Below are 25,158 nucleotides of genomic sequence, written 5' to 3' on the forward strand. Positions count from 1 at the left end.
TTAAAGAACGACGCATTTCACTCCCAAAAGCGGTTATGACGCGAGTTTGTCATAATTCTGATAAATAACCTTTTGTTATAAAAACGCTTTTTTATAAAGAATTGTGAATAATCGATAGCGTGAATTATTTCCCTTCAAAGTTTCATTCGCTCAATTTTCAGCCTGTTCAAACAATGCGTGATCTGTCGCCCAAATAATAAACAAAGCTTGTAAAGCCCCTACTATTAACGTTTTTGCGACATATTATTAACATCTTACAAGGAGAAAAAAAGCCATGAGCCAAATACACAAACACGACATTCCCGCAAACATTGCGGACCGTTGCCTGATCAGCCCGGAGCAGTACCACGAGAAATATCAGCAATCTGTTACTAACCCGGACGCCTTCTGGGGCGAGCAGGGTCACATCCTTGACTGGATCAAACCTTACCAGAAGGTGAAGAACACCTCCTTTGCGCCGGGCAACGTCTCCATTAAATGGTATGAAGACGGCACGCTGAACCTGGCGGCGAACTGCCTGGACCGCCATCTTGCCGAGCGCGGCAACGAAACGGCCATTATCTGGGAAGGCGACGATGCCTCTCAGAGCAAACACATCTCTTATAAAGAACTGCACCGCGACGTCTGCCGCTTCGCCAACGTCCTGCTGGAAAAAGGCATTAAAAAAGGCGATGTGGTCGCTATCTATATGCCGATGGTGCCGGAAGCCGCGGTGGCTATGCTCGCCTGCGCGCGCATCGGCGCGATCCACTCCGTTATCTTCGGCGGCTTCTCGCCGGAAGCGGTTGCCGGGCGCATCGTTGACTCTAACTCGAAGCTGGTGATCACTGCCGACGAGGGCGTGCGCGCCGGACGCGGTATCCCACTGAAGAAAAACGTCGACGAAGCGCTGAAAAACCCCAACGTCAAAACGGTCAGCAACGTCATTGTCCTTAAGCGTACCGGCGGCAAGATCGACTGGAACGAGGGGCGAGACCTGTGGTGGAGCGACCTGATTGAAAACGCGAGCGACCAGCATCAGCCTGAAGAGATGAACGCGGAAGATCCGCTGTTTATTCTTTACACCTCTGGCTCAACCGGTAAACCGAAAGGCGTACTGCACACCACCGGCGGCTATCTGGTCTATGCGGCCACCACCTTCAAATACGTTTTCGACTACCATCCTGGCGACATCTACTGGTGTACCGCCGACGTGGGCTGGGTGACCGGCCACAGCTACCTGCTGTACGGACCGCTGGCGTGCGGCGCAACGACGCTGATGTTTGAGGGCGTACCGAACTGGCCGACCCCGGCGCGCATGTGTCAGGTGGTCGATAAGCACCAGGTCAACATTCTCTACACCGCGCCAACGGCGATCCGCGCGCTAATGGCGGAAGGTGATAAAGCCATCGAGGGCACCGACCGCTCTTCACTGCGCATCCTCGGCTCCGTGGGCGAGCCCATCAACCCGGAAGCCTGGGAGTGGTACTGGAAGAAGATCGGCAACGAGAAGTGCCCGGTGATGGACACCTGGTGGCAGACCGAAACCGGCGGCTTCATGATCACCCCGATGCCGGGCGCGACGCAGCTGAAGGCCGGCTCGGCAACCCGTCCGTTCTTCGGCGTGCAGCCTGCGCTGGTGGATAACGAAGGCAATCCGCAGGAAGGCGCCACCGAGGGCAACCTGGTGATCGTCGATTCCTGGCCGGGCCAGGCGCGCACCCTGTTCGGTGACCACGAGCGCTTCGAGCAGACCTACTTCTCGACCTTTAAGAACATGTACTTCAGCGGCGACGGCGCGCGCCGTGACGAAGACGGCTATTACTGGATCACCGGACGCGTGGACGACGTGCTGAACGTTTCCGGTCACCGTCTGGGCACGGCGGAGATTGAGTCTGCGCTGGTATCGCATCCGAAGATTGCCGAAGCGGCGGTTGTGGGCATTCCTCACAACATCAAAGGCCAGGCGATTTACGCCTACGTCACCCTGAACCACGGCGAAGAACCGTCGCCGGAGCTGTATACCGAAGTGCGCAACTGGGTCCGTAAAGAGATCGGCCCGCTTGCCACGCCGGACGTGCTGCACTGGACCGACTCGCTGCCAAAAACCCGTTCCGGCAAGATTATGCGCCGTATCCTGCGCAAAATCGCGGCGGGGGACACCAGCAACCTTGGTGATACCTCGACGCTTGCGGATCCTGGCGTGGTGGACAAACTGCTCGAAGAGAAGCAGGCCATCGCAATGCCTTCCTAATTTTTCTCCCTCTCCCCGTGGGAGAGGGCCGGGGTGAGGGCATCAGACCGCACCTTCCTACCCTAACCCTCTCCCCAAAGGGGAGAGGGGACTAAAAACAAACCAACCTTACTTCTGGAGACTCTGTGATGAATAACGATATTTGTCAGCAGATAGAGAATAGTGCGCACTACAGGGAGCTCGTCGATAAACGGCAACGGTTTGCCTTCTTACTTTCCATCATCATGCTGATTATCTACGTCGGCTTTATTCTGCTGATCGCCTTTGCGCCGCACTGGCTGGGCACCCCGCTGCATGCGGGTACCAGCGTCACGCGCGGCATTCCGATTGGCATTGGCGTGATTGTGATTTCATTCTTGCTGACCGGCGTATACGTCTGGCGCGCCAACGGTGAATTCGATCGTCTCAATAAAGCGGTACTGCAAGAGGTAAAAGCATCATGAAGCGAGTTCTGACGGCGCTTGCCGCCACACTTCCCTTTGCTGCAAGCGCGGCGGATGCCCTTACCGGCGAAGTCCAGCGCCAGCCAACTAACTGGCAGGCGATTGTGATGTTCCTGATTTTCGTGGTGCTGACGCTGTACATCACCTACTGGGCGTCGAAACGCGTGCGCTCCCGTAACGATTACTACACCGCGGGCGGCAACATTACCGGCTTCCAGAACGGGCTGGCTATTGCGGGTGATTTTATGTCTGCCGCCTCGTTCCTCGGGATCTCCGCGCTGGTCTACACCTCCGGCTACGACGGGCTGATCTACTCCCTCGGCTTCCTCGTCGGCTGGCCGATCATTCTGTTCCTGATTGCCGAGCGCCTGCGTAATCTCGGTCGCTATACCTTTGCCGACGTCGCCTCATACCGCCTGAAACAGGGCCCTATCCGCATGCTCTCCGCCTGTGGCTCGCTGGTGGTGGTGGCTCTTTACCTGATTGCCCAGATGGTGGGGGCAGGCAAGCTGATCGAACTGCTGTTCGGCCTGAACTACCACGTCGCGGTGGTGCTGGTGGGCGTGCTGATGGTGATGTACGTTCTGTTCGGCGGCATGCTGGCGACCACCTGGGTGCAAATCATCAAAGCGGTGCTGCTGCTGTTCGGCGCAAGCTTTATGGCCTTTATGGTGATGAAGCACGTCGGCTTTAGCTTCAATAATCTGTTCACCGAAGCGATGGCTGTCCACCCGAAAGGGGAAGCGATCATGAGCCCTGGCGGGCTGGTGAAAGACCCGATTTCCGCGCTCTCTCTCGGCCTCGGCCTGATGTTCGGTACCGCTGGCCTGCCGCATATTCTGATGCGCTTCTTTACGGTGAGCGATGCGCGTGAAGCGCGCAAGAGCGTCTTCTACGCCACCGGCTTTATGGGTTACTTCTACATCCTTACCTTTATCATCGGCTTCGGCGCAATCATGCTGGTGGGGGCGAACCCGGCGTTTAAAGACGCGGCGGGCGCGCTGATCGGCGGTAACAACATGGCGGCGGTGCACCTGGCCGACGCGGTGGGCGGCAACCTGTTCCTCGGCTTTATCTCCGCCGTGGCCTTCGCCACCATCCTTGCGGTGGTGGCAGGGCTGACGCTGGCGGGCGCGTCTGCGGTATCGCACGATCTCTACGCCAACGTCTTCCGCAAAGGCGCGAGCGAGCGCGATGAGCTGAAGGTCTCCAAAATCACCGTGCTGGTGCTGGGCGTGGTCGCCATTCTGTTAGGCATTCTGTTCGAGAAGCAGAACATCGCCTTTATGGTGGGGCTGGCCTTCTCGATTGCGGCAAGCTGTAACTTCCCTATCATCCTGCTGTCCATGTACTGGTCAAAACTGACCACCCGTGGGGCGATGATTGGCGGCTGGCTGGGCCTGCTGACGGCGGTGATCCTGATGATCCTCGGCCCGACCATCTGGGTGCAGATCCTCGGTCACGAAAGCGCTATCTTCCCGTACGAGTACCCGGCGCTGTTCTCTATTGCCGTGGCGTTTATCGGTATCTGGGTCTTCTCGGCCACCGACAACTCGCCGGAGGGTAACCTGGAGCGTGAGAAATTCCGCGCCCAGTTTATCCGTTCACAGACCGGCCTGGGCGTCGAGCAGGGCCGCGCGCACTAAGCCTTTCTCCCCGGTCAATCTGGCCGGGGAGCTTAAAACATCACCCACGCCACCAGCGGCGCAATCAGTACCATTGTCACGCCCGAGAGCATCATCACCAGGCTTGCAACGACCCCTTCCTGCTGACCCAGCTCATACGAACGCGCCGTCCCCGCGCCGTGCGACGCCGCGCCAAACCCTGCCCCTTTCGCCATCCCTTCCCGAATAGAGAGCCGCAGGAACAGCACATCCCCCACCGCCATGCCAAAGACGCCCGTAACCACCACAAACAGCGCCACCAGATCCGGCTGCCCGCCGAGCGGTTTCGCCGCCGCCAGCGCAAACGGCGTGGTCACCGAGCGTACGGCCAGGCTGCGCTGGATTTCATCAGGCAGCGTAAACAGCCGCGCCAGCCAGACCGAGCTGCACACCGCCACCACCGTGGCGGTGACGACGCCCGCGCTGAGCGACATCCAGTGGCGTTTAATGATTTTCAGGTTGTCATACACCGGCACCGCAAAAGCGATGGTCGCCGGGCCGAGCAGCCACAGCAGCCAGTGGGACTCACCAATGTAGTTCTGCCAGGAGATATGGCCGAAGACCAGCATCAGCACCAGCAGGATGGGCGTGAAGACCAGCGGCATCAGCGGCAGCGCGCGGAAGCGGCGGTACAGGCGCTTGTTGGCAAAGTAGATGACGACCGTCGCAATCAGGCACAGCACGCTTATCTGAAAGTTAGTCATGCTTCTGCCTGCTGATTTCAAACCGATACACTTTATCCACCACCCAGGCGGTGGCGCCCAGCACCATCAGCGTGCTCAGGGCGATAACCGCGAAGATGCGCCAGCCGTCGACCATCAGCAGCTGCGCATAGTTCACCACGGCGACCACGGCCGGAACGAAGAACAGCAGCATCTCCGCCAGCAGCCAGCGCGCGCCGGCCCGCACCCAGCTAAGGGGTAACGCACGTGAGAGGATCAGCGTCAGCATCAGTACCATCCCCACCAGGTTGGCGGGTAAAGGCAGGTGCAGCCAGTCGACAAGGTATTCCGCAAAAACAAACAGTCCCGCGTAGAGCAGTACCTGAACCGGGACCTGGAGCCGTTGCACAACGGCAGGCGTAACACGGCTTAACACCACGGCCATGGGGGTTTTCCTCAGAAATGAGACGAGGCGCCAGTATAGTGAGCGTACGTCATCGACTGAAATGAATTAAAATCATCGAAGGTATAGTTTCGAGGAATAATCATGGACATAAGAACGCTGCGCTATTTTGTCGAGGTGGTTCGCCAGCAAAGTTTCACCCGCGCAGCGGAGAAGTTGTTCGTTACCCAGCCGACCATCAGCAAAATGCTGAAAAACCTCGAAGATGAGCTGAACTGTACCCTGCTGATCCGCGACGGACGAAAGCTGCTGCTGACGGATACCGGACGCGTGGTGTTCGAGCGCGGGCTGGCGATCCTGGCGGAGTTCCGCCAGCTTGAGGCCGAACTTGCGGACATCAACCACCTGACTAAAGGGCTGTTACGTCTTGGCATTCCGCCGATGGTCGGCATGATGATGGCCGGGCCGATTAGCCTGTTCCGCCAGCGCTACCCCGGCGTTGAGCTTAAAATTTCTGAATTTGGCGGCCTGACCGTGCAGCAGGCGGTGATCAACGGCGAGCTGGACGTGGCGATGACCGCCCTTCCCGTGGAGGAGGAGAGCGGCCTGGCGACGCTGCCGCTCTTTAGCCACCCGCTGTGCGTGCTGGTGCCCCGCTCCGGCGACTGGCTGAAGATAGATTCGGTGAAGCCCGAGCTTCTCGGCGAGCATCCCCTGCTGATCTACAACGAAGACTTCGCCTTAAGCCGCCAGCTGATGACCCTGTTTAACCACCATAACGTGAAGCCGCGCATTGCGGTGCGCAGCGGCCAGTGGGATTTCCTGGCGGCGATGGTGCAGGCGGGCGTGGGGATTGCCATTCTGCCGCAGCCGATCTGCGAGCGGCTGGATAAAAACACGCTGCGCTGGATCCCGCTGGAGAGCGATCTGCACTGGCAGTTGGGGATGATTTGGCGTGAAGGAGTGTATTTATCACAGAGCGCGCAGGCGTGGCTGCAATGCTGTGAGGGGTTTTGGGTGCCCTGACCCCTCACCCTAACCCTCTCCCCACAGGGGAGAGGGAACCGATCGAGCCCCTGTGGGGAGAGGGGCAAAAGCGCTACTGATTCTCTATCAACAACGCTTCCAGCAGGTCCAGATCGTGCAGCAGCTTTTGCAGCGTCTCGTTGCTGATCTGACGCGTCGCGCGCAGGTGGTACAGCTCGGCGCGCTCTGAGCGCAGCGCCGCCAGGCGGAAGCGGCGCTCCAGGTTTTCTTCCTGCAGCGAGCTTTCCACGTCGTTACGTCCGTCAGCGCGGCGGCGCAGGTTACCAATCACGCGGGAACTGACTTCCTTCAGCAGCTGGTTATCAATGTTCTCTTCGGCATCGGCGGCTAGACGCTCCTCCATCTTCTCGATGGCCACAATCGCCACTTCCGCCGTGGCCGCGCGGGCAATCCGCTCCTCTTTGTGCTGTTGGGTCGAGTCACCGGCATCAATGTGCTGGAGTAAAATCGGCAGCATAATCACGCCGACAAACAGCGAGAAGAGGATCACGCCCGCCGCCAGGAACACCAGCTCGTAGCGCGCCGGGAAGACGTCGCCCGTCGGCAGCAGCAGCGGAATAGAGAGCACACCGGCGAGGGTAATTGCCCCGCGCACGCCCGCGAAGGAGGCAATCAGCAGCTCGCGCGTGGTCCAGGAGCCGAACTCCATCGGCTTTTTGGTCAGGAAGCGCATGCTGAATTTTTTCATCGTCCACAGCCAGCCGAAACGCACCAGCATCAATGCCATGTAGATCAGCACGATATCGGTAAACAGCATCCAGACTTCAACGTTCGGATCGGCCTCTGCTGCGATGAGTGAGGATTCCATAATGCCCGGCAGCTGCAGGCCCAGCAGCAGGAATACCATGCCGTTGAACACGAATTCCAGCATCGCCCAGGTGCTGTTGGCGCGCAGGCGCATCGCCAGCGGCGCGCGGCGCATTACGCCGGAACGGGTGATGGTCATCCCCGCCGCTACCGCTGCCAGAATGCCCGAGACGCCGATATGTTCAGCGATCAGGTAAGAGGCAAACGGCAGCAGGAACAGCAGGACGATCTGCGTTGCCGGTTCATCACCGCCCCAGCGGCTGAGGAAGCGCAGCGAGCGGCCGTACAGCCAGCTCACCACGAAGCCCGCGAGGATACCGCCAATCGCCACCTTGAAGAATTCCAGAGTCGCGCCACCCACGGTAAAGATCATCGTTCCCATGGCAACCGCCACGGCAAACTTCAGGGCGACCAGGCCGGAGGCGTCGTTCATCAGCGCCTCGCCCTGCAAAATGCCCATGATTTTCTTCGGAATACGCCCTTCACCCACAATGCCGGAAAGCGCCACGGCGTCGGTAGGCGACAGCACGGCGGCCAGCGCAAAGGCGGGGATGAGCGGGATACCCGGTACGGTCCAGTAGATCAGGAAACCAATCCCGACCACGGTCACGACGACCAGCGCCAGCGCCAGGCCGAGGATCTCTCGACCGTGTTCCAGAAACTCGCGCGTGGGGGTTTTCCAGCCATCGGCAAACAGCAGCGGCGGGATAAACAGCACGAGGAACAGTTCCGGGTCGAACTCCACGTGCAGACCGAACGTCGGCCACGCCAGCAGCGCACCGATAGCTATTTGCATTAAAGGCAGGGGGACCTGGAAGGGCAGTACGCGTGTGACCACCCCGGATAACGAGACCACAAGGGTCATGATGAGTATTGTGAAGAAGATTTCCATGCGTTCCCTGTTTGCTGTGTTACTTATGTACTACGGAAGGCGTCGTGCCTTTTATTCTATCTTCTCCAGAGTAACGCAAAAGGCAACGGGATGAGTCCTGAAAATAAAAACGGGCGGCCTGAGCCACCCGTTTTCGCATCAATGGATAACTCAGATTGCCCAGCCGCCCGCGTAGAACGCCACCAGCGCAACGGCGATCACCACGGTACCGATGTTCAGCTTGCGCCACTCACCGGAGACCAGACGACCAATCACCAGCGAGGCGAAACCGATCATGATGCCGGTCACGATGTTACAGGTCAGGACGATAAAGACCGCGGTAATCAGGCCGGACATCGCATCCACGAAGTCCGCAAAGTCGATTTTCGCCACGTTGCTCAGCATCAGCAGGCCGACGTACATCAGCGCTGGCGCGGTCGCGTAAGCCGGGACCAGGTAAGAGAGCGGAGAGAGGAACAGGATCAGCAGGAACAGCACGCCGACGGTGATTGCCGTCAGGCCCGTTTTACCGCCTGCCGCCGTACCCGCTGCGGATTCGATATACACCGCCGCAGGCGCCGCACCCACCAGACCAGAGAAGACGCTGCTCAGGGAGTCGGTGGTCAGCGCTTTGCCGCCGTCGATAATCTGGCCGTCTTTATCCAGCAGGTTGGCCTGACCGGCCACCGCGCGGATGGTACCGGTGGCGTCAAATACCGCGGTCATCACCAGCGCCAGCACGCTAGGCAGGATCACCGGGTTCAGCGCGCCGACGATATCCAGGCTGCCGATCAGGGAGTTGCCTTTGTCATCGCTCAGGGACGGCATGGCGAAAATACCGGAGAAGTGAACGGTCGGATCGAAAATCAGGCCGACGATGGACACGCCGATAATGGTCAGCAGGATGCCGCCCGGCACTTTCAGTTTTTCCAGGCCGATAATCACCGCCAGACCCACCAGCGACATGATCACCGGGAAGCTCGCGAAGTGACCGAGCGCAACCGGCAGGCCGTCCAGCGGGTTCTTAATCACCAGGCCAACGCCGTTGGCGGCGATCAGCAGCAGGAACAGGCCGATGCCGATACCGGTGCCGTGCGCCACGCCTTGCGGCAGGTTGCGCAAAATCCAGCTACGGATGCCGGTGGCAGAAATAACGGTAAACAGTACGCCCATCAGGAACACGGCGCCGAGGGCAACCGGTACGCTGATCTGCTGGCCCAGCACCAGGCTGAACGCAGTAAAGGCGGTCAACGAGATGGCGCAACCAATCGCCAGCGGCAGGTTCGCCCACAGGCCCATTACGATGGAGCCCACGCCAGCCACCAGGCAGGTGGCGACGAAGACAGCCGCAGGCGGGAAGCCCGCCTTGCCAAGCATGCCCGGCACCACGATGACGGAGTAAACCATCGCCAGAAACGTGGTCAGACCGGCAACGACTTCCTGGCGCACGGTGCTGCCACGAGCCGAAATTTTAAACATGGCGTCTAATGAACCGCCGGTACGCGCAGATGGCGTAGACATAGAAACATCCCCTGAGAGTTTTTATAGAACGTTCATAAGCGTGGTGGAGACACCGCTGCCAGCTAAACGTCAAATCCGTATGTTGCGTATGCGACGAAAGGGCGTCACAAAAAAGCAAACGTTTAGCTCCGCGCTTATAAAACGGGTGGTCAAATTAAGGCAAACGATTATCCAGCCTAATACCCGCCCTTTTCAACTGAACTTTGTCGTTTTTCGCTAAAATTCACTTATGACGATGAAGAAATAAACAGAGGATGCGCAAACGTTATCGTCTATGCGCAATTTGTTTACATTTCACTCCTCGCCCGGGATCGTTAACGGGCCACCCTGTTGCAGGGTTCTTTGCCAGCCGGGGCTGCTCTCCACTTTTTGCTTCCATGCCTGAATATGCGGCAGATTAGCAATGCCGCCGCGCGCCAGCAGGGCAAAGAGGGGGAAGCTCATCTGAATGTCGGCCATGCTTAACGCCTCTCCGGCAAACCAGCTGTTTTTAGCGAGATGTGAGTCAATAAAGCGCGCATGGGTCTCCAGTTGGGGGTTGAGATAGGCTTTCTGTACCCCCTGCCCCAGCGCCTTGCCCAGCGTTCGGATGCCAAACGGCACGGGCGGCTTGCCGAGACTGCTGAAGACCAGCTTCATTAGCAGCAGCGGCATCAGCGAGCCTTCTGCGTAATGCAGCCAGAAGCGATATTGCACCTTATGCGCGGGGTCTAAAGGCTTTAGCCGCGATTCGGCATCATAGGTTTCCTGCAGATACTCCAGAATGGCGCCTGACTCCGCAAGGATCAGCCCGTTATCTTCAATGACCGGCGATTTGCCCAACGGATGCACCTTTTTGAGGGACTCGGGTGCCAGCATGTTCTTTTCGCGCTGGTAGTGAACGATCTCATAAGGCAGGGCGAGTTCTTCCAGCGCCCAGATGACGCGGTGCGAGCGCGACTGGTTAAGATGATGTACCGTGAGCATGATTTTCTCCTGTTATTCATACTTTTTAACTATAGAAAATCGAACAACACCGCGAAAAAATTTCGTCTAAAAAACGGCTGGCGCGGCTGGCGAAAAAACGGGTCTTGCATAGAATTAAAGTGTCAGCACAATCCGGAACCTCCCCAACCAGCTCGACACGAGGGGTGCTGATGTCGGGGGAAACCCTCCCGTGAACCAGCGGGATAGAGAGAAAGACAAAGACCGGGAAAAACTAAAGCGCCCTTTGTGGCGCTTTAGTTCTTTATTGTGCTTTTTGCCGGGTGGCGGCTGCGCCTTACCCGGCAAACAGGCCGCACGGGCTCAATCCTCCTCCAGCAGCCGCGCCCCCGTCCCCTGCTCGCCCAGCCTGTCGCCGGGGTTACGCAACGGGCAGTCGCTGCGGGACAGGCAGCCGCAGCCGATACAGCCGTCCAGCTCGTCACGCAGCGCCACCAGCGTGTGGATACGCCTGTCCAGCTCTTCACGCCACTGGGACGAAAGCTCTTTCCACTCTTTCGGGCTCAGCGTATGCCCTTCCGGCAACACGCCGAATGCCTCACCGATCGTCGCCAGGGGAATGCCGATGCGTTGCGCAATTTTGATAATCGCCACGTAGCGGAGCACGTCGCGGGTATAGCGGCGCTGGTTTCCGCCGTTACGGATGCTTTTAATTAACCCTTTGCTTTCATAGAAGTGGAGCGCCGATACCGCAACGCCGCTTCGCTTTGCCACTTCGCCGGGAGTTAAGAGCGCTTTAATGCGCGGCAATCTCTTTTCCATAAAACCTCTTTACCTCAAGTTAACTTGAGGAATTATACTCCCCCGCAGAGAAAACGACGAATCAACCGAGAAAGTTGTATCTACAGAGGGGCAACCTTATGTCGCATCAGCAGATTATTCAGACACTTATTGAATGGATTGACGATCATATCGACCAACCGCTGAACATTGATGTGGTCGCAAAAAAATCGGGCTATTCGAAATGGTATTTACAGAGAATGTTCCGCACGGTCATGCACCAGACGCTGGGAGAGTACATTCGTCAGCGCAGGCTGCTGCTGGCGGCGCAGGCGTTACGCTCAACGCAGCGGCCGATTTTTGATATCGCGATGGATCTTGGCTATGTGTCGCAACAAACCTTTTCCCGCGTGTTTCGCCGCGAGTTTGACCGTACGCCAAGCGATTACCGCCACCAGTTGAATTAATGCGTATCAGTGCAAAGGTTGCTGCTGCCAGGTCATAAATTCCTGGGGCGGCATCGCTTTCGCGAAGTGCCATCCCTGACAGAACTGAACGCCGCGCTTCAACAGCCAGCTCACCTGCTCAGCCGTTTCCACCCCTTCCGCAATGGTTTTAAGCCGCAGGCTTTGCGCCATCTCGATAATATGCTCGGCGATCAGGTGGCTGGTACTGTTGGTGGTTAAGGTGTCGATAAACGATTTATCGATTTTCAGAATATCCACGTTCAGCGAGTAGAGGTTGTGCAGGTTGGAGTAACCGGTCCCGAAATCATCGATCGCCACTTCATAGCCCGCCTGACGGAAGGCCTGAATCACCGGCGTGGTTTTTGGCACATCGATAAAGCCGCGTTCCGTCACTTCAATTTTAATTTGCTGGGCTCGTACGGCGTAGTGCCGGGCCTTGTCAGAAATCATGGCGATCAGTCGCGAGGAGTGGAAGTCCGTGGCCGACAGGTTAATCGAGATATAGAGATGCGGATGCGCCGCCAGGAAATGGCCCAGATCGCTGAACACCTCCTCAACGACATAGTCCGTAATCCGCTCGCTCATTCCCTCTTTTTCAGCCAGCGGAATAAACTCAGCCGGGCTCATTACCTGCCCATTGAAACCAGGCCAGCGCAACAGCGCCTCTGCCCCCACGCACTGGTTATTCTTGATATCGATAATCGGCTGATAGTGCAGGCAAAGCTGACGTTTGTTCAACGCCCTGTGCAGTAAGCGCCCCGGCGAATTAAGCTCACGATGGGTGCGGGACCACACCAGCAAAATAATAATGCTGCAGATCATTCCCAGCGGTAGCGTCAACGTCGCCTGGTGATAGAGCGTTTCATAAAAACGTTTATCTGACGTCGACACGATAGCGGCAATAGGCCGTTTAGGCGATTTTACGACGGTATAGAAACGGTTATCTTTTTGAAATACCGATTCCTTATCCCGAATCATCGAATTTAATAAAGTCGCATTGGCTTTCTGGCTGACGGAAAAGAAGGCATTGGTTACCGTGTCGTATACCCCCCATGCGAGGGAATGATCGGTAGACATCACTTCACTGTAAGAAAGCGGATTGACCACCACGACATAATTTCCGCGCTGCATATATGTCATTTTATAGCCAGTATAAAAAGGCGTATCTCGAAAATAATAGATAGCAACGTCAGGTTTACGCGTGTAATTAGCGACCGGAATGACGTAGGGTTGATCCGGTGTAAAAACGGTCGAACAAAGAAAATTCTGACCTTCAGCATAAATTAAATCGGCGACAAACAGGCGGCCGCGAACAACGTTCAACATATATTGACGATGTTCCGGCGTACAACGTTCACCCTGATATTTTTCTGCCTCGCCCCTGGCTAGTTCAACCTGTTGAATTACCAGTTCTGTTTTGTCTAAAGCCAGTTCAGCAAATGTCCGTAGCTGAGCGCTCGTTTCCGACTCGGCTCGTAGCTGGGCAAACCATAGAGCAAGCATCACCGGCAGCATAACTACCATGATGATCCCTACCACCCTGAGCATTTTGCGCCGCGCGCTACGATTCATTTCCCGCCCTATATCCCTGCATGTTGTACGCCTGTAGTAATGAAGGCCGGATGCTTTGTTAAACAGGTGATTACGTTGCATGAATCATGCGAAGTTAGCAACTGACTTTTAGTATTAAAAATCTTAAATTTCGTTATGACGATAATATTTTCCCGTAAGCTAAACTGTAAGTATTCGTTCCGTTTCAATTAAGGAAAATAATTATCCATCGCGCACGGGAGGTTTGAAGAGAACACAACAGAGGATCGCTGATTAAGCAAAACTTCTGGCGGCATGAAAAAAGTACAACATCAACGTGACGTTTTATCCTATTTCTGCGGGTATATTTTGTTCGTTGTTTTATAAATAATCAGACATCACCACAATATTATCAGAAAATAATGCGCCCCCTAAAAACGGCACGGCTGGCCGTCTCTTTCTCGCGGATGCTCTCCCCCGCTTGCCCGGCGGGCATTATCCCGGCACGTTTTGGACCCGCATCTCTTTGTGCGGAAGCAGTCCCATACCGCACGCTCTTTTTCCGGGTAATAAAATCCCTCTTTTTGGTCACACTGATACTGGCGAATAAATCAACAAATGTGATATAGTTCACACATATTGTGTAACGAGAAACATTGTTTCATTCAGTTCGTCTGTTTTGTAGAGGATGGGTTTTATGGCAACCATTACTACCAGCATGGTTCTCCTGCGCTGGCCCTTGTTGAGTGCGGTTTTAATGTTTTTAGCCAGCACGCTGAACATTCAGTTTCGTAAATCCGACTACGCGGGTCTTGCCGTCATAAGTACCCTGTTAGGGCTTGGCGCGGCCTGCTGGTTCGCAACGGGCCTGCTGGGCATCACCCTGCTGGATATGGCAGCGGTCTGGGAAAATATAAAAGTGGTGATGGTTGAGGCGATGAGCCACACGCCACCAGACTGGCCGATGGTGATTACCTGATCCCTTTAACAATAAAAAAACCCAGACGATGTCTGGGTTTTTTGTTTTAGCATCCGTTGATCAGAACGGGATATCGTCGTCGAAGTCCATTGGCGGTTCGTTAGACGGGGCAGGAGCAGACTGCTGCTGCGGACGAGACTGCGCGCCGCCGCTGAACTGGTTGCCGCCCTGAGGCTGCTGAGGCTGACCCCAACCACCCTGCTGCTGGTTCTGACCGCCACCTGCCGGTGCGCCACCGCCCTGACGGCCACCCAGCATCTGCATGGTGCCGCCCACGTTCACCACCACTTCCGTGGTGTACTTCTCAGCGCCGGACTGATCGGTCCATTTACGGGTACGCAGCTGGCCTTCGATATAGACCTGAGAACCTTTACGCAGATACTCACCGGCCACTTCCGCCAGTTTGCCAAACAGCACAACGCGGTGCCATTCGGTCTGCTCTTTCATTTCACCGGTCGCTTTATCACGCCAGGATTCGGAAGTAGCCAGCGTAATGTTGGCAACTGCGCCACCACTCGGCATGTAGCGTACTTCCGGGTCCTGGCCCAGATTACCGACGAGAATCACCTTGTTTACGCCTCTGCTGGCCATGTTCGTGTCTCCTGAATACGTTTCTTAATAGTGTAAACGCGCGAGTGTACCATTTCCATGCTGCACTTTGATAGTTGCGTAGCACGTTCCAGAGTTCTCTCGCAACTCGACATTGTTACACAGCGAATCAGAAATTGCATTCCAATACTGTATATTCAAACAGGTTAAATTGTGTCATAATTAGCCGTTTCTGACAGCCGTTTGTCCTTCAAACAAACCAGGCAATCCGTGTTCCAACCGGGAAAGGTGAATGGATAAGATCGAAGTTCGGGGCGCCCGCACCCACAATCTCAAGAATATCAACCTCATAATCCCTCGCGACAAACTCATCGTCGTGACCGGGCTTTCGGGGTCTGGCAAATCCTCACTGGCCTTCGACACTTTATATGCCGAAGGACAGCGTCGTTACGTCGAATCACTCTCTGCGTACGCGCGTCAGTTCCTGTCGCTGATGGAAAAACCGGATGTCGATCATATTGAAGGGTTATCCCCTGCTATCTCTATTGAGCAGAAGTCGACCTCGCATAACCCGCGTTCAACGGTCGGTACCATTACTGAAATTCACGACTACCTGCGCCTGCTGTATGCGCGCGTGGGTGAGCCGCGCTGCCCGGACCACGACGTCCCGCTGGCGGCGCAGACCGTGAGCCAGATGGTGGATAACGTGCTATCGCAGCCGGAAGGCAAACGCCTGATGCTGCTGGCGCCGATCATCAAAGAGCGTAAAGGCGAGCACACCAAAACGCTGGAGAACCTGGCGAGCCAGGGCTATATCCGCGCCCGTATCGACGGTGAAGTGTGTGACCTGTCGGATCCGCCAAAGCTGGAGCTGCAGAAGAAGCACACCATTGAAGTGGTGATTGACCGCTTTAAGGTGCGTGACGATCTCGCCACGCGTCTGGCGGAATCCTTTGAGACGGCGCTGGAACTCTCCGGCGGCACGGCCGTGGTCTCCGACATGGACGACTCGAAAGCAGAAGAACTGCTCTTCTCCGCCAACTTCGCCTGCCCGATTTGCGGCTACAGCATGCGCGAGCTGGAGCCGCGCCTGTTCTCGTTCAACAACCCGGCGGGCGCGTGCCCGACCTGTGACGGTCTGGGCGTGCAGCAGTATTTCGATCCGGACCGCGTGATCCAGAACCCGGAGCTGTCGCTCGCGGGCGGGGCCATTCGCGGCTGGGACAAGCGTAACTTCTACTACTTCCAGATGCTGAAGTCGCTGGCAGAGCATTACAAGTTCGACGTTGAAGCCCCGTGGGCCAGCCTGAGCCCGAACGTGCACAAAGTGATCCTGTTCGGTTCCGGCAAAGAGAACATCGAGTTCAAATATATGAACGACCGTGGCGATACCTCCGTGCGTCGCCATCCGTTCGAAGGGGTGCTGCACAATATGGAGCGCCGCTACAAAGAGACCGAATCCAGCGCGGTGCGCGAAGAGCTGGCGAAGTTCATCAGCAACCGCTCCTGCGCCACCTGCGAGGGCACGCGTCTGCGTCGCGAAGCGCGCCACGTGTTTGTGGAAAACACGGCGCTGCCGACCATCTCAGACATGAGCATCGGCCACGCGATGGACTTCTTCAACAATCTGAAGCTTTCCGGCCAGCGTGCAAAAATCGCCGAAAAAGTGCTGAAAGAGATCGGCGATCGCCTGAAGTTCCTGGTGAACGTTGGCCTGAACTATCTGACGCTTTCCCGCTCGGCGGAAACGCTCTCCGGCGGTGAAGCCCAGCGCATCCGTCTGGCGAGCCAGATTGGCGCGGGCTTAGTCGGCGTGATGTACGTGCTGGATGAACCGTCCATCGGTCTGCACCAGCGCGACAACGAACGCCTGCTCGGCACCCTTGTCCACCTGCGTAATCTCGGCAACACGGTGATTGTGGTCGAGCACGACGAAGATGCGATCCGCGCTGCGGACCACGTGATCGACATCGGGCCGGGCGCGGGCGTACACGGCGGTCAGGTGGTCGCGGAAGGGACGCTGAAGGACATCATGGCGGTGCCCGAGTCGCTGACCGGCCAGTACATGAGCGGCAAGCGCAAGATTGAAGTGCCGAAACAGCGCGTGGCGGCGAACCCGGAAAAAGTGCTGAAGCTCACCGGGGCGCGCGGCAACAACCTGAAGGACGTGACCCTGACGCTGCCGGTTGGCCTGTTTACCTGCATCACCGGCGTGTCCGGTTCCGGTAAATCGACGCTGATCAACGATACGCTGTTCCCGATTGCGCAGACGGCGCTGAACGGCGCGACGCTGGCCGAGCCTGCACCGTATCGCGACATTCAGGGGCTGGAACATTTCGACAAGGTTATCGACATTGACCAGAGCCCGATTGGCCGTACGCCGCGTTCCAACCCGGCGACCTATACCGGCGTCTTCACGCCCGTACGTGAACTCTTCGCCGGCGTACCGGAAGCGCGTTCGCGCGGGTATACGCCAGGACGTTTCAGCTTTAACGTGCGCGGCGGCCGCTGTGAGGCATGTCAGGGCGACGGCGTGATCAAGGTTGAGATGCACTTCCTGCCGGATATCTACGTGCCGTGCGACCAGTGCAAAGGCAAGCGCTATAACCGCGAAACGCTGGAGATTAAGTACAAAGGCAAGACCATCCACGAAGTGCTGGACATGACCATCGAAGAGGCGCGCGAGTTCTTTGACGCCGTCCCTGCGCTGGCGCGTAAGCTGCAGACGCTGATGGACGTTGGCCTGACCTACATTCGTCTGGGGCAGTCAGCGACAACGCTGTCCGGCGGTGAAGCCCAGCGCGTGAAGCTGGCGCGTGAGCTCTCCAAACGCGGAACCGGCCAGACGCTCTACATTCTGGATGAGCCGACCACCGGTCTGCACTTTGCGGATATCCAGCAGTTGCTGGAGGTTCTGCATCAGCTGCGCGATCAGGGCAACACGATTGTGGTCATCGAACATAACCTGGACGTGATTAAAACCGCGGACTGGATTGTCGATCTTGGCCCGGAAGGCGGCAGCGGCGGCGGTGAAATTCTCGTCTCCGGTACGCCAGAGACCGTTGCAGAGTGCGAAGCCTCGCACACCGCGCGCTTCCTTAAACCGTTGCTGTAATCTCAGACGGAGAGCTGCTGTCGGGTCGCTTCCGGCAGCAGCTCAACCGCCTGCTTGTAGGACGCATCGACCAGATAATAAATTTGCGAGCCGGGCAGCGAGCCGTCCAGATAAACGGTACTCCAGTGCGCCTTATTAAGGTGCTGACTCGGCCTCACATCATCATGCTGCTGACGTAACAGATCCGCCAGTTCCGGGCTGGTTTTCAGCGACGCCGCCGGACGCCCCTCCACCTCTTTCACCATCGCAAACAGCACGTCTCCCACTTTAATCTGCGTGGCTTTCCAGTCGCTATGAACGCTCTGCTCAGCGCCAGGTTTACTCATGCAGTACTGAAGTAGCTCCGAAATTGTCATCTTTATTCCCCTTGTAGCGTTGCGATAATTTTACGCGAACCACCGTGAATGCGATGTTCTCCCAGCCAGATCCCCTGCCACGTTCCCAGCATTAGCCGCCCGTTGTGTACCGGCAGCATCAGCGATACGCCCAGCAGAGAAGATTTGATATGCGAAGGCATGTCATCTGTGCCCTCATAATCGTGCTCGTAGGGGGCGTTATCCGGAACCGTCTTCAGGAAATGGTGTTCCATATCAGACCGGACGGTGGGATCGCAATTTTCATTAAGCGTGAGAGAGGCCGATGTATGCTGAAGCAGCAGATGCAACAAACCCGTTTTGACGCGTGACAGGTCGCGGATTTGCCCGATGACTTCCTCCGTCACCAGGTGAAACCCGCGGGGTTTAGCGCTTAAGGTCAGGGTCTGTTGATACCACATGTGCTGCTCCGTTCTGAAAGATGAATCTTTCTAAGTGTGCAGCAAGAAGGCGAAAGGTAAAACCCGCAGCGGCGGATTTGTTCAAAAAAGAATCAAACCCGCCGCTCATGAATTAATACTCGGAGTTAACGATCACCTCTTCGCCAAACTTGCCTGCCATCGGCAGCGGTCGATAGGTCGAGTTAGAGGCGCGCAGCACCCGGATCGCTCTGGCCCCCACATCCTGCGCCGCGGTAATGTCGTTATCCGAATCACCGTAGAACACTTTGATGTTTTTCTGCTCCAGCCACTGGGTTTTGGTGTTTTGCCCCTCTTTATCACCGGCAAAAATGACCGGGTTCATGCTGGCCGTCGGGATCTGAAAATCGTCCTGCAGGGTTTTGGAGACGGTCTCGGTTTTGGTCTGGCTACGGCCGGTGACAAAGTAAATGCTGTCGCCGCGCTTAACGTGCATAGCAATAAGCGCGCGGGCGACCTCTTTCGGGATGCTGTACTCGTCCCAGCCGTTATTCATTTTTTCCCAGAACTCCGGGTTCTTCAGATACGCTTCGCTGTCCGGGGAATACGTTTTCTTACCGCGCCAGAAGCCAGGGCTTGAGAAAAGCACGGTATCGTCAATGTCGAAGCCCACGGCCATTGGCGGACGGCCCATCAGGCTGTTTTCAATTTGGGCGACGGAAACCCAGTGAATGGGTGCCTGTTCGGCAAGCATGGCGGCGGTGGTGCCGGTGTAGAGCGGCGTCGGTGCAGAAGCTCGCGCCACAACGGCACTATTAAGCGAGAACAATAAGCAGGCGGCGCTGAGCGCCAGTGTGATCTTGCGCATATTTTCCCCTGAATATTCAGTTTGTTATCGTTTTATTTTGAGTGAGTGGTCAAAAAACTATCCGACCATAACCCCAGCGGGAGGTGAAGGAAAGGAGTTTTTACTTATAAAGATGAATAAAAAGAAGACGATCACAAAGTACCGGGGGACGTGTTTATGGGGCCTGAGGCCCTCACCCCGGCCCTCTCCCACAGGGAGAGGGATGGTAAGTAAGCACTTACATTACTGCAGCAAACGCCTGCGCCACGCGGTGAACGTTGCTGGCATTCAGGCCCGCCACGCACATGCGGCCGCTGGCGATCAGATAGACGCCAAACTCTTCGCGCAGACGATCGACCTGTGCCGCGCTCAGTCCGGTATAGCTGAACATCCCGCGCTGCTTGAGCAGATAGTCGAAGTTGTATCCCGGCACGGCTTCTTTCAGCACGTTAACCAGCTCCTGACGCATGGACAGGATGCGCTTACGCATCGCTTCCATTTCGGCAAGCCAGGACGCCTTCAGCTGTTCATCACCGAGTACCATCGCCACCACCTGCGCACCAAAGTTTGGCGGGCTGGAGTAAATGCGGCGAACCGTCGCCTTAAGCTGGCCCAGCACGCGACCTGCCGCTTCTGAGTCCTCACACACCACGGACAGACCGCCAACGCGTTCGCCGTACAGAGAGAAGATTTTTGAGAAGGAGTTGCTGACCAGCGCTGGCAGCCCGGCGCTGGCAACGGCGCGAATGGCATAAGCATCTTCTTCCATGCCTGCGCCAAAGCCCTGATAGGCGATGTCGAGGAACGGGATCAAATTACGTGCCTTCAGCACCTCGATCACCGCATCCCACTGGGCATTGGTGAGGTCCGCACCCGTTGGGTTATGGCAGCACGGATGCAGCAATACGATACTGCGCTCCGGCAGCGTGTTCAGTTTTTCCAGCAGCGCTTCAACGCGCACGCCGTTAGTTTCGCTGTCGAACCACGGATAGGTCTCGACCTTGAAGCCTGCCCCCTCGAAGATCGCAACGTGGTTTTCCCACGTCGGGTCGCTGACCCACACGCCGGAATCCGGGAAATACTTTTTCAGGAAGTCAGCACCGACTTTCAGCGCCCCTGAGCCGCCCAGCGTCTGGATGGTCGCCACGCGTTTCTGCGCGAGTACCGCGTGATTGGCCCCAAACAGCAGAGGCGCGATGGTATTGCGGTAGGTGTTTAGCCCTTCCATCGGCAGATAAAGAGACGCACCGTGTGGAACAGCGTTAAGGCGCGCTTCGGCTTCGGCAACGGCTTTTAATTGCGGGATGATGCCATCCTCGTTGTAATACAGGCCAATGCTGAGGTTCACTTTGTCGCTGCGAGGATCTTCTTTGAAACGCTCCATTAAGGAGAGAATAGGGTCGCCGGCATAGGCGTCAACTTTCTGAAACACGCGATGGTTCTCCGGAATTCGATGAGGCAGGAATTTCAACAATAAACCGGAAGTGGAAGAAGGTCGAGAGGATGTTAGTAAAGTTGAAGTGAGGTTAATTACCTCACTTCACCGACGGTTCAATCAATGTATTGCATCGCCACCCGCGACGTCAGGCGCGTGATAAGTTCGTAAGCACTTACTTTCGTTATTTCAGCAATGCGTTCAACGGGCAGACCTTCGCCCCACATCACCACATCGTCGCCCGCTTTATCCTGGGCTTCAGGCCCCAGATCAACGCAAATCATGTCCATCGCCACGCGGCCGACAATTTTCACTTCACGACCGTTAACCAGCACCGGCGTACCCGTTGGCGCCGCGCGCGGATAGCCGTCGCCGTAGCCCATCGCCACCACGCCGAGCCGCGTGTCGCGCTCGCTGGTCCAGGTACCGCCATAACCCACCGGCTCTCCCGCTTTGTGCTCACGCACGGCAATCAGCTTTGAAACCAGCGACATCACCGGCTTAAAGCCTAAGTCCGGCCCCCAGGGTTTGTTCTCCAGAGGGGAAACGCCATAAAGGATGATGCCTGGACGCGCCCAGTCGAAGTGGGACTGCGGCCACAGCAGGATCCCGCCGGAGGCCGCAATCGAGCGCATCCCCGGCTTGCCTTCGCAGAAGGTGTTGAAGATATCGAGCTGCTGTTCGGTTGCTCCGCACTCGGGCTCATCGGCACGGGCAAAATGGCTGACGATGTTCACCGGCTGGCGCACGTTTTTGCACTGGCTCAGACGCAGATAAAACGCTTCCGCGTTTTCCGGACGCACGCCCAGCCTGTGCATGCCCGTGTCGAGCTTCATCCAGACGGTCACCGGCTCGCTCAGCTCGGCGGATTCCAGCGCGGCCAGCTGCTCTTCGTTGTGCACCGCCGTGTGCAGACGCTGGTCGGCAATGGTCGGCAGATCGCTGGCTTCAAAAAAGCCTTCGAGGAGCAGAATTGGTTGAGTAATGCCGCCTGCGCGCAGGCGGAGAGCTTCTTCGAGACGGGCGACGCCAAAGGCGTCGGCATCGGGGAGCGTTCGCGCGGTCTCAAGAAGACCGTGTCCGTAAGCGTTCGCTTTCACGACTGCAACGAGCCTGCTGGCGGGCGCCAGTTCACGCAGACGTTGCAGGTTGTGTCGCAGAGCGCGGCGGTTAATTACAACAGTTGCCGCTTGCATTTGAATTCCTTAGAAATTACTCATCATCATATTGAGGACCGGCATAGTTGTCGAAACGCGACCACTGTCCGTTAAAGGTCAGTCGCACCGTACCGATTGGGCCGTTACGTTGCTTACCAATAATAATTTCGGCGATCCCCTTCAGGTCGCTGTTCTCGTGATAAACCTCATCACGGTAGATAAACATGATTAAGTCGGCATCCTGCTCGATGGAGCCGGACTCACGCAGGTCGGAGTTGACCGGGCGCTTGTCGGCGCGTTGTTCCAAAGAGCGGTTCAGCTGCGACAGCGCCACCACCGGCACGTGCAGCTCTTTAGCTAACGCCTTGAGCGAGCGGGAGATCTCTGCAATTTCCAGCGTACGGTTGTCCGATAGCGACGGGACGCGCATCAGCTGAAGGTAGTCGATCATGATAAGGCCGATGCCGCCGTGCTCGCGGGCGATACGGCGCGCGCGGGAACGGACCTCCGTCGGCGTCAGGCCGGAGGAGTCATCAATGTAGATGTTCCGTTTTTCCAGCAGAATGCCCATGGTGCCGGAGATGCGCGCCCAGTCCTCATCGTCGAGCTGGCCGGTACGAATGCGGGTCTGATCCACGCGCGACAGCGACGCCAGAGAACGCATCATGATCTGCTCGGAGGGCATCTCAAGGCTGAAAATCAGCACGGGCTTATCCTGCAGCATCGCCGCATTTTCGACGAGGTTCATCGCAAATGTCGTTTTACCCATCGACGGACGCGCCGCGACGATGATCAAATCCGAGGGCTGTAAACCGGCGGTTTTCTTGTTCAAATCGTCATAGCCGGTGTTCACCCCGGTGACACCATCGTGCGGCTGCTGGAACAGCTGTTCGATACGCGCCACGGTGGCGTCAAGCACGTCGGCGATGTTTTTCGGGCCTTCGTCTTTGTTCGCACGGCTTTCGGCGATTTTAAAGACGCGGGACTCGGCAAGATCGAGCAGGTCTTCGCTGGTGCGGCCCTGCGGGTCGAATCCGGCCTCGGCAATCTCATTCGCCACCGAGATCATCTCGCGAACAACGGCACGTTCGCGCACGATGTCGGCGTAAGCGCTGATGTTCGCCGCGCTTGGCGTGTTTTTTGACAGTTCTGCCAGATAGGCAAAGCCACCGACGCTGTCCAGCTGACCCTGACGCTCCAGCGATTCCGCGAGCGTGATCAGGTCAATCGGGCTGCCCGACTCCTGCAGGCGCGCCATTTCGGTAAAGATATGGCGGTGCGGGCGGGTGTAGAAATCTTCAGACACCACGCGCTCGGCGACGTCGTCCCAGCGTTCGTTATCCAGCATTAAACCGCCCAACACCGACTGTTCCGCTTCAATCGAGTGCGGCGGGACTTTTAACCCTGCGACCTGGAAATCACGCTCGCGAGGTTCAGTCTGTTTGTTGAAGGGTTTGTTTCCTGCCATAGTGAATGGAGTTACCGAGATAAAGAGTGGGTCGAAAGATTACCATATTTTTCTTACGGAGGGAGCATGGCAACGCGCATTGAGTTCCAGAAACACGGCGGTCCTGAAGTGCTGAAAGCGGTGGAGTTTTCCCCCGCTGCGCCTGGCGAGAACGAAATTCAGGTTGAAAACAAAGCTATCGGCATTAACTACATTGATACCTATATTCGCGGCGGCCTCTACCCGCCTCCGTCAATGCCGAGCGGCCTGGGCACCGAAGCGGCCGGCATTGTCAGTAAAGTGGGCAGTGCGGTTAAGCACATCAAAGAAGGCGATCGTGTGGTGTATGCACAGTCTGCCCTGGGCGCTTACAGTTCCGTCCACAACGTCCCGGCGGACAAAGCCGCCCTGCTGCCGAACGCCATCTCCTTTGAGCAGGCGGCCGCCTCATTCCTGAAAGGGCTGACGGTCTATTACCTGCTGCGCAAAACCTACGAAATTAAGCCCGATGAGCAGTTCCTGTTCCACGCTGCCGCCGGTGGCGTGGGGCTGATTGCCTGCCAGTGGGCGAAAGCCTTAGGCGCGAAGCTCATCGGCACCACAGGCAGTGCGCAAAAAGCGCAGCGGGCGCTGGACGCGGGCGCGTGGCAGGTGATCAACTACCGGGAAGAGAGCATCGTCGAGCGGCTAAAAGAGATTACTGGCGGCAAAAAAGTACGCGTCGTGTATGACTCGGTGGGGAAAGATACCTGGGAGGCGTCGCTGGACTGCCTGCAGCGTCGCGGGCTGATGGTGAGCTTCGGTAACGCCTCAGGCGCTGTAACCGGCGTTAATCTGGGCATTCTGAACCAGAAAGGATCTCTGTACGTGACGCGCCCTTCTTTGCAGGGTTACATCACCAACCGTGAAGAACTGGAGGAAGCCAGCAACGAGCTGTTCTCGCTGATCGCCAGCGGCGTGATTAAGGTGGATGTGGCGGATGCGCAAAAATACCCGCTAACCGATGCGCAGCGTGCGCATGAGGTGCTGGAAAGCCGGGCGACGCAGGGTTCAAGTTTGCTAATTCCCTGAGCCCTAAAAAGAAATTGGGCTTCCCGTGGGAAGCCCTTTCTTTTTTTAGTTCGGCTGTATGTAGGGTACAGCTCGATGAATTCTGTAGCGGCAGTCATAGTGACAGATTCGATAAGTAAATCCTATTCTGTTCTAAGCCATGCTGCCGGAAAAGTTACAAGTATGTGACGAACCCCTCAATACCTTAGTAACGGAAGCGGTTATTGCGCTGATAAGTCGGCAGTTTTGGCGCTTTAATCGCCCGTATTACCCACACCACGGCGATAGCCAGCAGCAGCCACGGCAGCAGTTTGATCGTCAGGGCAAACAATCCGCCAATGAACATTACCACCGTGGCCACAACGAGCGCGGCCAGAATGCCGAGCAGCGACACGCCCGTGACCATCAGCATGACAAAAAAGCCAATCACAAAAAGTAGTTCAAGCATGGTGCTCTCCCACAAGTTCCCGAATGATGCTGCGATCATTACAAGA

General features: G+C 56.8%; 23 protein-coding genes. 8 read left to right on the plus strand and 15 right to left on the minus strand.

Annotated features, from left to right (window positions below; all coding sequences use genetic code 11):
* The first annotated feature begins 274 nt into the window (after window positions 1-274).
* The 3 genes from acs (at window position 275) to actP (ending at window position 4,322) form a co-directional block, all read left to right on the plus strand.
* The gene (acs, locus tag USG84_RS19795) at window positions 275-2,233 is read left to right on the plus strand and encodes an acetate--CoA ligase (RefSeq protein WP_061099537.1); all 1,959 of its coding nucleotides are present in this window, start codon (window positions 275-277) and stop codon (window positions 2,231-2,233) included.
* A gap of 128 nt (window positions 2,234-2,361) precedes the next feature.
* Window positions 2,362-2,676: a DUF485 domain-containing protein gene (locus USG84_RS19800; protein ID WP_061099538.1), complete on the plus strand. Its 315-nt coding sequence runs from the start codon at window positions 2,362-2,364 to the stop codon at window positions 2,674-2,676.
* Entirely contained in the window at window positions 2,673-4,322 is a 1,650-nt protein-coding gene (gene actP / locus USG84_RS19805) for a cation/acetate symporter ActP (protein WP_151412711.1), read from the plus strand. The genes USG84_RS19800 and actP overlap by 4 nt, the downstream gene beginning before the upstream one ends.
* Window positions 4,323-4,354: 32 nt before the next feature.
* Here actP and USG84_RS19810 read toward each other — a convergent pair whose 3' ends face one another.
* On the minus strand, window positions 4,355-5,044 hold the full coding sequence (locus USG84_RS19810) for an LrgB family protein (RefSeq protein ID WP_061099540.1): 690 nt from the start codon (window positions 5,042-5,044) through the stop codon (window positions 4,355-4,357).
* Window positions 5,037-5,447 carry a CidA/LrgA family protein gene (locus tag USG84_RS19815; RefSeq protein ID WP_253540378.1) on the minus strand — a complete coding sequence of 137 codons (411 nt, stop codon included), beginning with the start codon at window positions 5,445-5,447 and terminating at the stop codon, window positions 5,037-5,039. The genes USG84_RS19810 and USG84_RS19815 overlap by 8 nt, the downstream gene beginning before the upstream one ends.
* A gap of 102 nt (window positions 5,448-5,549) precedes the next feature.
* On the opposite strand from USG84_RS19815, the gene USG84_RS19820 reads away from it, so the two are divergent.
* Window positions 5,550-6,431 (plus strand): LysR family transcriptional regulator, encoded by an 882-nt coding sequence (locus USG84_RS19820; RefSeq protein ID WP_151412710.1) that lies wholly within the window; start codon window positions 5,550-5,552, stop codon window positions 6,429-6,431.
* A gap of 73 nt (window positions 6,432-6,504) precedes the next feature.
* Here USG84_RS19820 and USG84_RS19825 read toward each other — a convergent pair whose 3' ends face one another.
* The 4 genes from USG84_RS19825 to soxR all read right to left on the minus strand — a co-directional run bounded on the left by USG84_RS19825 (window position 6,505) and on the right by soxR (window position 11,397).
* A complete protein-coding gene (locus USG84_RS19825) occupies window positions 6,505-8,151 on the minus strand; it encodes a Na+/H+ antiporter (RefSeq protein ID WP_061099543.1) in 1,647 nt (548 codons plus the stop codon).
* Window positions 8,152-8,301: 150 nt separating this feature from the next.
* The gene (ghxP, locus tag USG84_RS19830; RefSeq protein ID WP_061099544.1) at window positions 8,302-9,651 is read right to left on the minus strand and encodes a guanine/hypoxanthine transporter GhxP; all 1,350 of its coding nucleotides are present in this window, start codon (window positions 9,649-9,651) and stop codon (window positions 8,302-8,304) included.
* 294 nt (window positions 9,652-9,945) lie between these two features.
* Complete coding sequence (locus USG84_RS19835) at window positions 9,946-10,617, minus strand: glutathione S-transferase family protein (RefSeq protein ID WP_061099545.1); 672 nt, start codon at window positions 10,615-10,617, stop codon at window positions 9,946-9,948.
* A 321-nt stretch (window positions 10,618-10,938) separates the two neighbouring features.
* The gene (gene soxR, locus USG84_RS19840; protein ID WP_023331806.1) at window positions 10,939-11,397 is read right to left on the minus strand and encodes a redox-sensitive transcriptional activator SoxR; all 459 of its coding nucleotides are present in this window, start codon (window positions 11,395-11,397) and stop codon (window positions 10,939-10,941) included.
* Window positions 11,398-11,495: 98 nt separating this feature from the next.
* On the opposite strand from soxR, the gene soxS reads away from it, so the two are divergent.
* Window positions 11,496-11,822, plus strand: coding sequence for a superoxide response transcriptional regulator SoxS (soxS, locus tag USG84_RS19845; protein WP_008503387.1), 327 nt, complete (start codon window positions 11,496-11,498; stop codon window positions 11,820-11,822).
* Between the two features lie 6 nt (window positions 11,823-11,828).
* Here the strand turns inward: soxS and USG84_RS19850 are convergent, their stop codons facing one another.
* A complete protein-coding gene (locus USG84_RS19850) occupies window positions 11,829-13,394 on the minus strand; it encodes an EAL domain-containing protein (protein ID WP_253540375.1) in 1,566 nt (521 codons plus the stop codon).
* 655 nt (window positions 13,395-14,049) lie between these two features.
* On the opposite strand from USG84_RS19850, the gene USG84_RS19855 reads away from it, so the two are divergent.
* Entirely contained in the window at window positions 14,050-14,331 is a 282-nt protein-coding gene (locus USG84_RS19855; protein WP_045261050.1) for a YjcB family protein, read from the plus strand.
* Window positions 14,332-14,391: 60 nt separating this feature from the next.
* Here USG84_RS19855 and ssb1 read toward each other — a convergent pair whose 3' ends face one another.
* A complete protein-coding gene (gene ssb1 / locus USG84_RS19860; RefSeq protein WP_006177466.1) occupies window positions 14,392-14,922 on the minus strand; it encodes a single-stranded DNA-binding protein SSB1 in 531 nt (176 codons plus the stop codon).
* A 250-nt stretch (window positions 14,923-15,172) separates the two neighbouring features.
* Between ssb1 and uvrA the strand changes: the two genes are divergently transcribed.
* A complete protein-coding gene (gene uvrA / locus USG84_RS19865; RefSeq protein ID WP_151412709.1) occupies window positions 15,173-17,995 on the plus strand; it encodes an excinuclease ABC subunit UvrA in 2,823 nt (940 codons plus the stop codon).
* Between the two features lie 2 nt (window positions 17,996-17,997).
* Here the strand turns inward: uvrA and USG84_RS19870 are convergent, their stop codons facing one another.
* The 6 genes from USG84_RS19870 to dnaB form a co-directional block, all read right to left on the minus strand.
* On the minus strand, window positions 17,998-18,351 hold the full coding sequence (locus USG84_RS19870; RefSeq protein ID WP_151412708.1) for an MmcQ/YjbR family DNA-binding protein: 354 nt from the start codon (window positions 18,349-18,351) through the stop codon (window positions 17,998-18,000).
* 2 nt (window positions 18,352-18,353) lie between these two features.
* Window positions 18,354-18,770 (minus strand): secondary thiamine-phosphate synthase enzyme YjbQ, encoded by a 417-nt coding sequence (locus USG84_RS19875; protein ID WP_151412707.1) that lies wholly within the window; start codon window positions 18,768-18,770, stop codon window positions 18,354-18,356.
* A gap of 112 nt (window positions 18,771-18,882) precedes the next feature.
* Window positions 18,883-19,596, minus strand: a complete 714-nt coding sequence (aphA, locus tag USG84_RS19880) for an acid phosphatase AphA (protein ID WP_151412706.1) — start codon at window positions 19,594-19,596, stop codon at window positions 18,883-18,885.
* Between the two features lie 217 nt (window positions 19,597-19,813).
* Window positions 19,814-21,007: an aromatic amino acid transaminase gene (gene tyrB, locus USG84_RS19885; protein WP_151412705.1), complete on the minus strand. Its 1,194-nt coding sequence runs from the start codon at window positions 21,005-21,007 to the stop codon at window positions 19,814-19,816.
* A gap of 119 nt (window positions 21,008-21,126) precedes the next feature.
* On the minus strand, window positions 21,127-22,206 hold the full coding sequence (gene alr / locus USG84_RS19890) for an alanine racemase (protein ID WP_320738434.1): 1,080 nt from the start codon (window positions 22,204-22,206) through the stop codon (window positions 21,127-21,129).
* 16 nt (window positions 22,207-22,222) lie between these two features.
* Window positions 22,223-23,635 carry a replicative DNA helicase gene (gene dnaB, locus USG84_RS19895; protein ID WP_008503375.1) on the minus strand — a complete coding sequence of 471 codons (1,413 nt, stop codon included), beginning with the start codon at window positions 23,633-23,635 and terminating at the stop codon, window positions 22,223-22,225.
* Between the two features lie 66 nt (window positions 23,636-23,701).
* Between dnaB and USG84_RS19900 the strand changes: the two genes are divergently transcribed.
* Complete coding sequence (locus USG84_RS19900) at window positions 23,702-24,685, plus strand: quinone oxidoreductase (RefSeq protein ID WP_151412704.1); 984 nt, start codon at window positions 23,702-23,704, stop codon at window positions 24,683-24,685.
* Between the two features lie 184 nt (window positions 24,686-24,869).
* On the opposite strand, the gene pspG is transcribed toward USG84_RS19900, so the two are convergent.
* Window positions 24,870-25,112, minus strand: coding sequence for an envelope stress response protein PspG (pspG, locus tag USG84_RS19905; RefSeq protein ID WP_028015168.1), 243 nt, complete (start codon window positions 25,110-25,112; stop codon window positions 24,870-24,872).
* Between the last annotated feature and the right edge of the window lie 46 nt (window positions 25,113-25,158).

The sequence above is a fragment of the Enterobacter sp. 168J2 genome (genome assembly GCF_034107265.1).
GTDB classification, from domain to species: Bacteria; Pseudomonadota; Gammaproteobacteria; order Enterobacterales; family Enterobacteriaceae; genus Enterobacter; species Enterobacter nematophilus.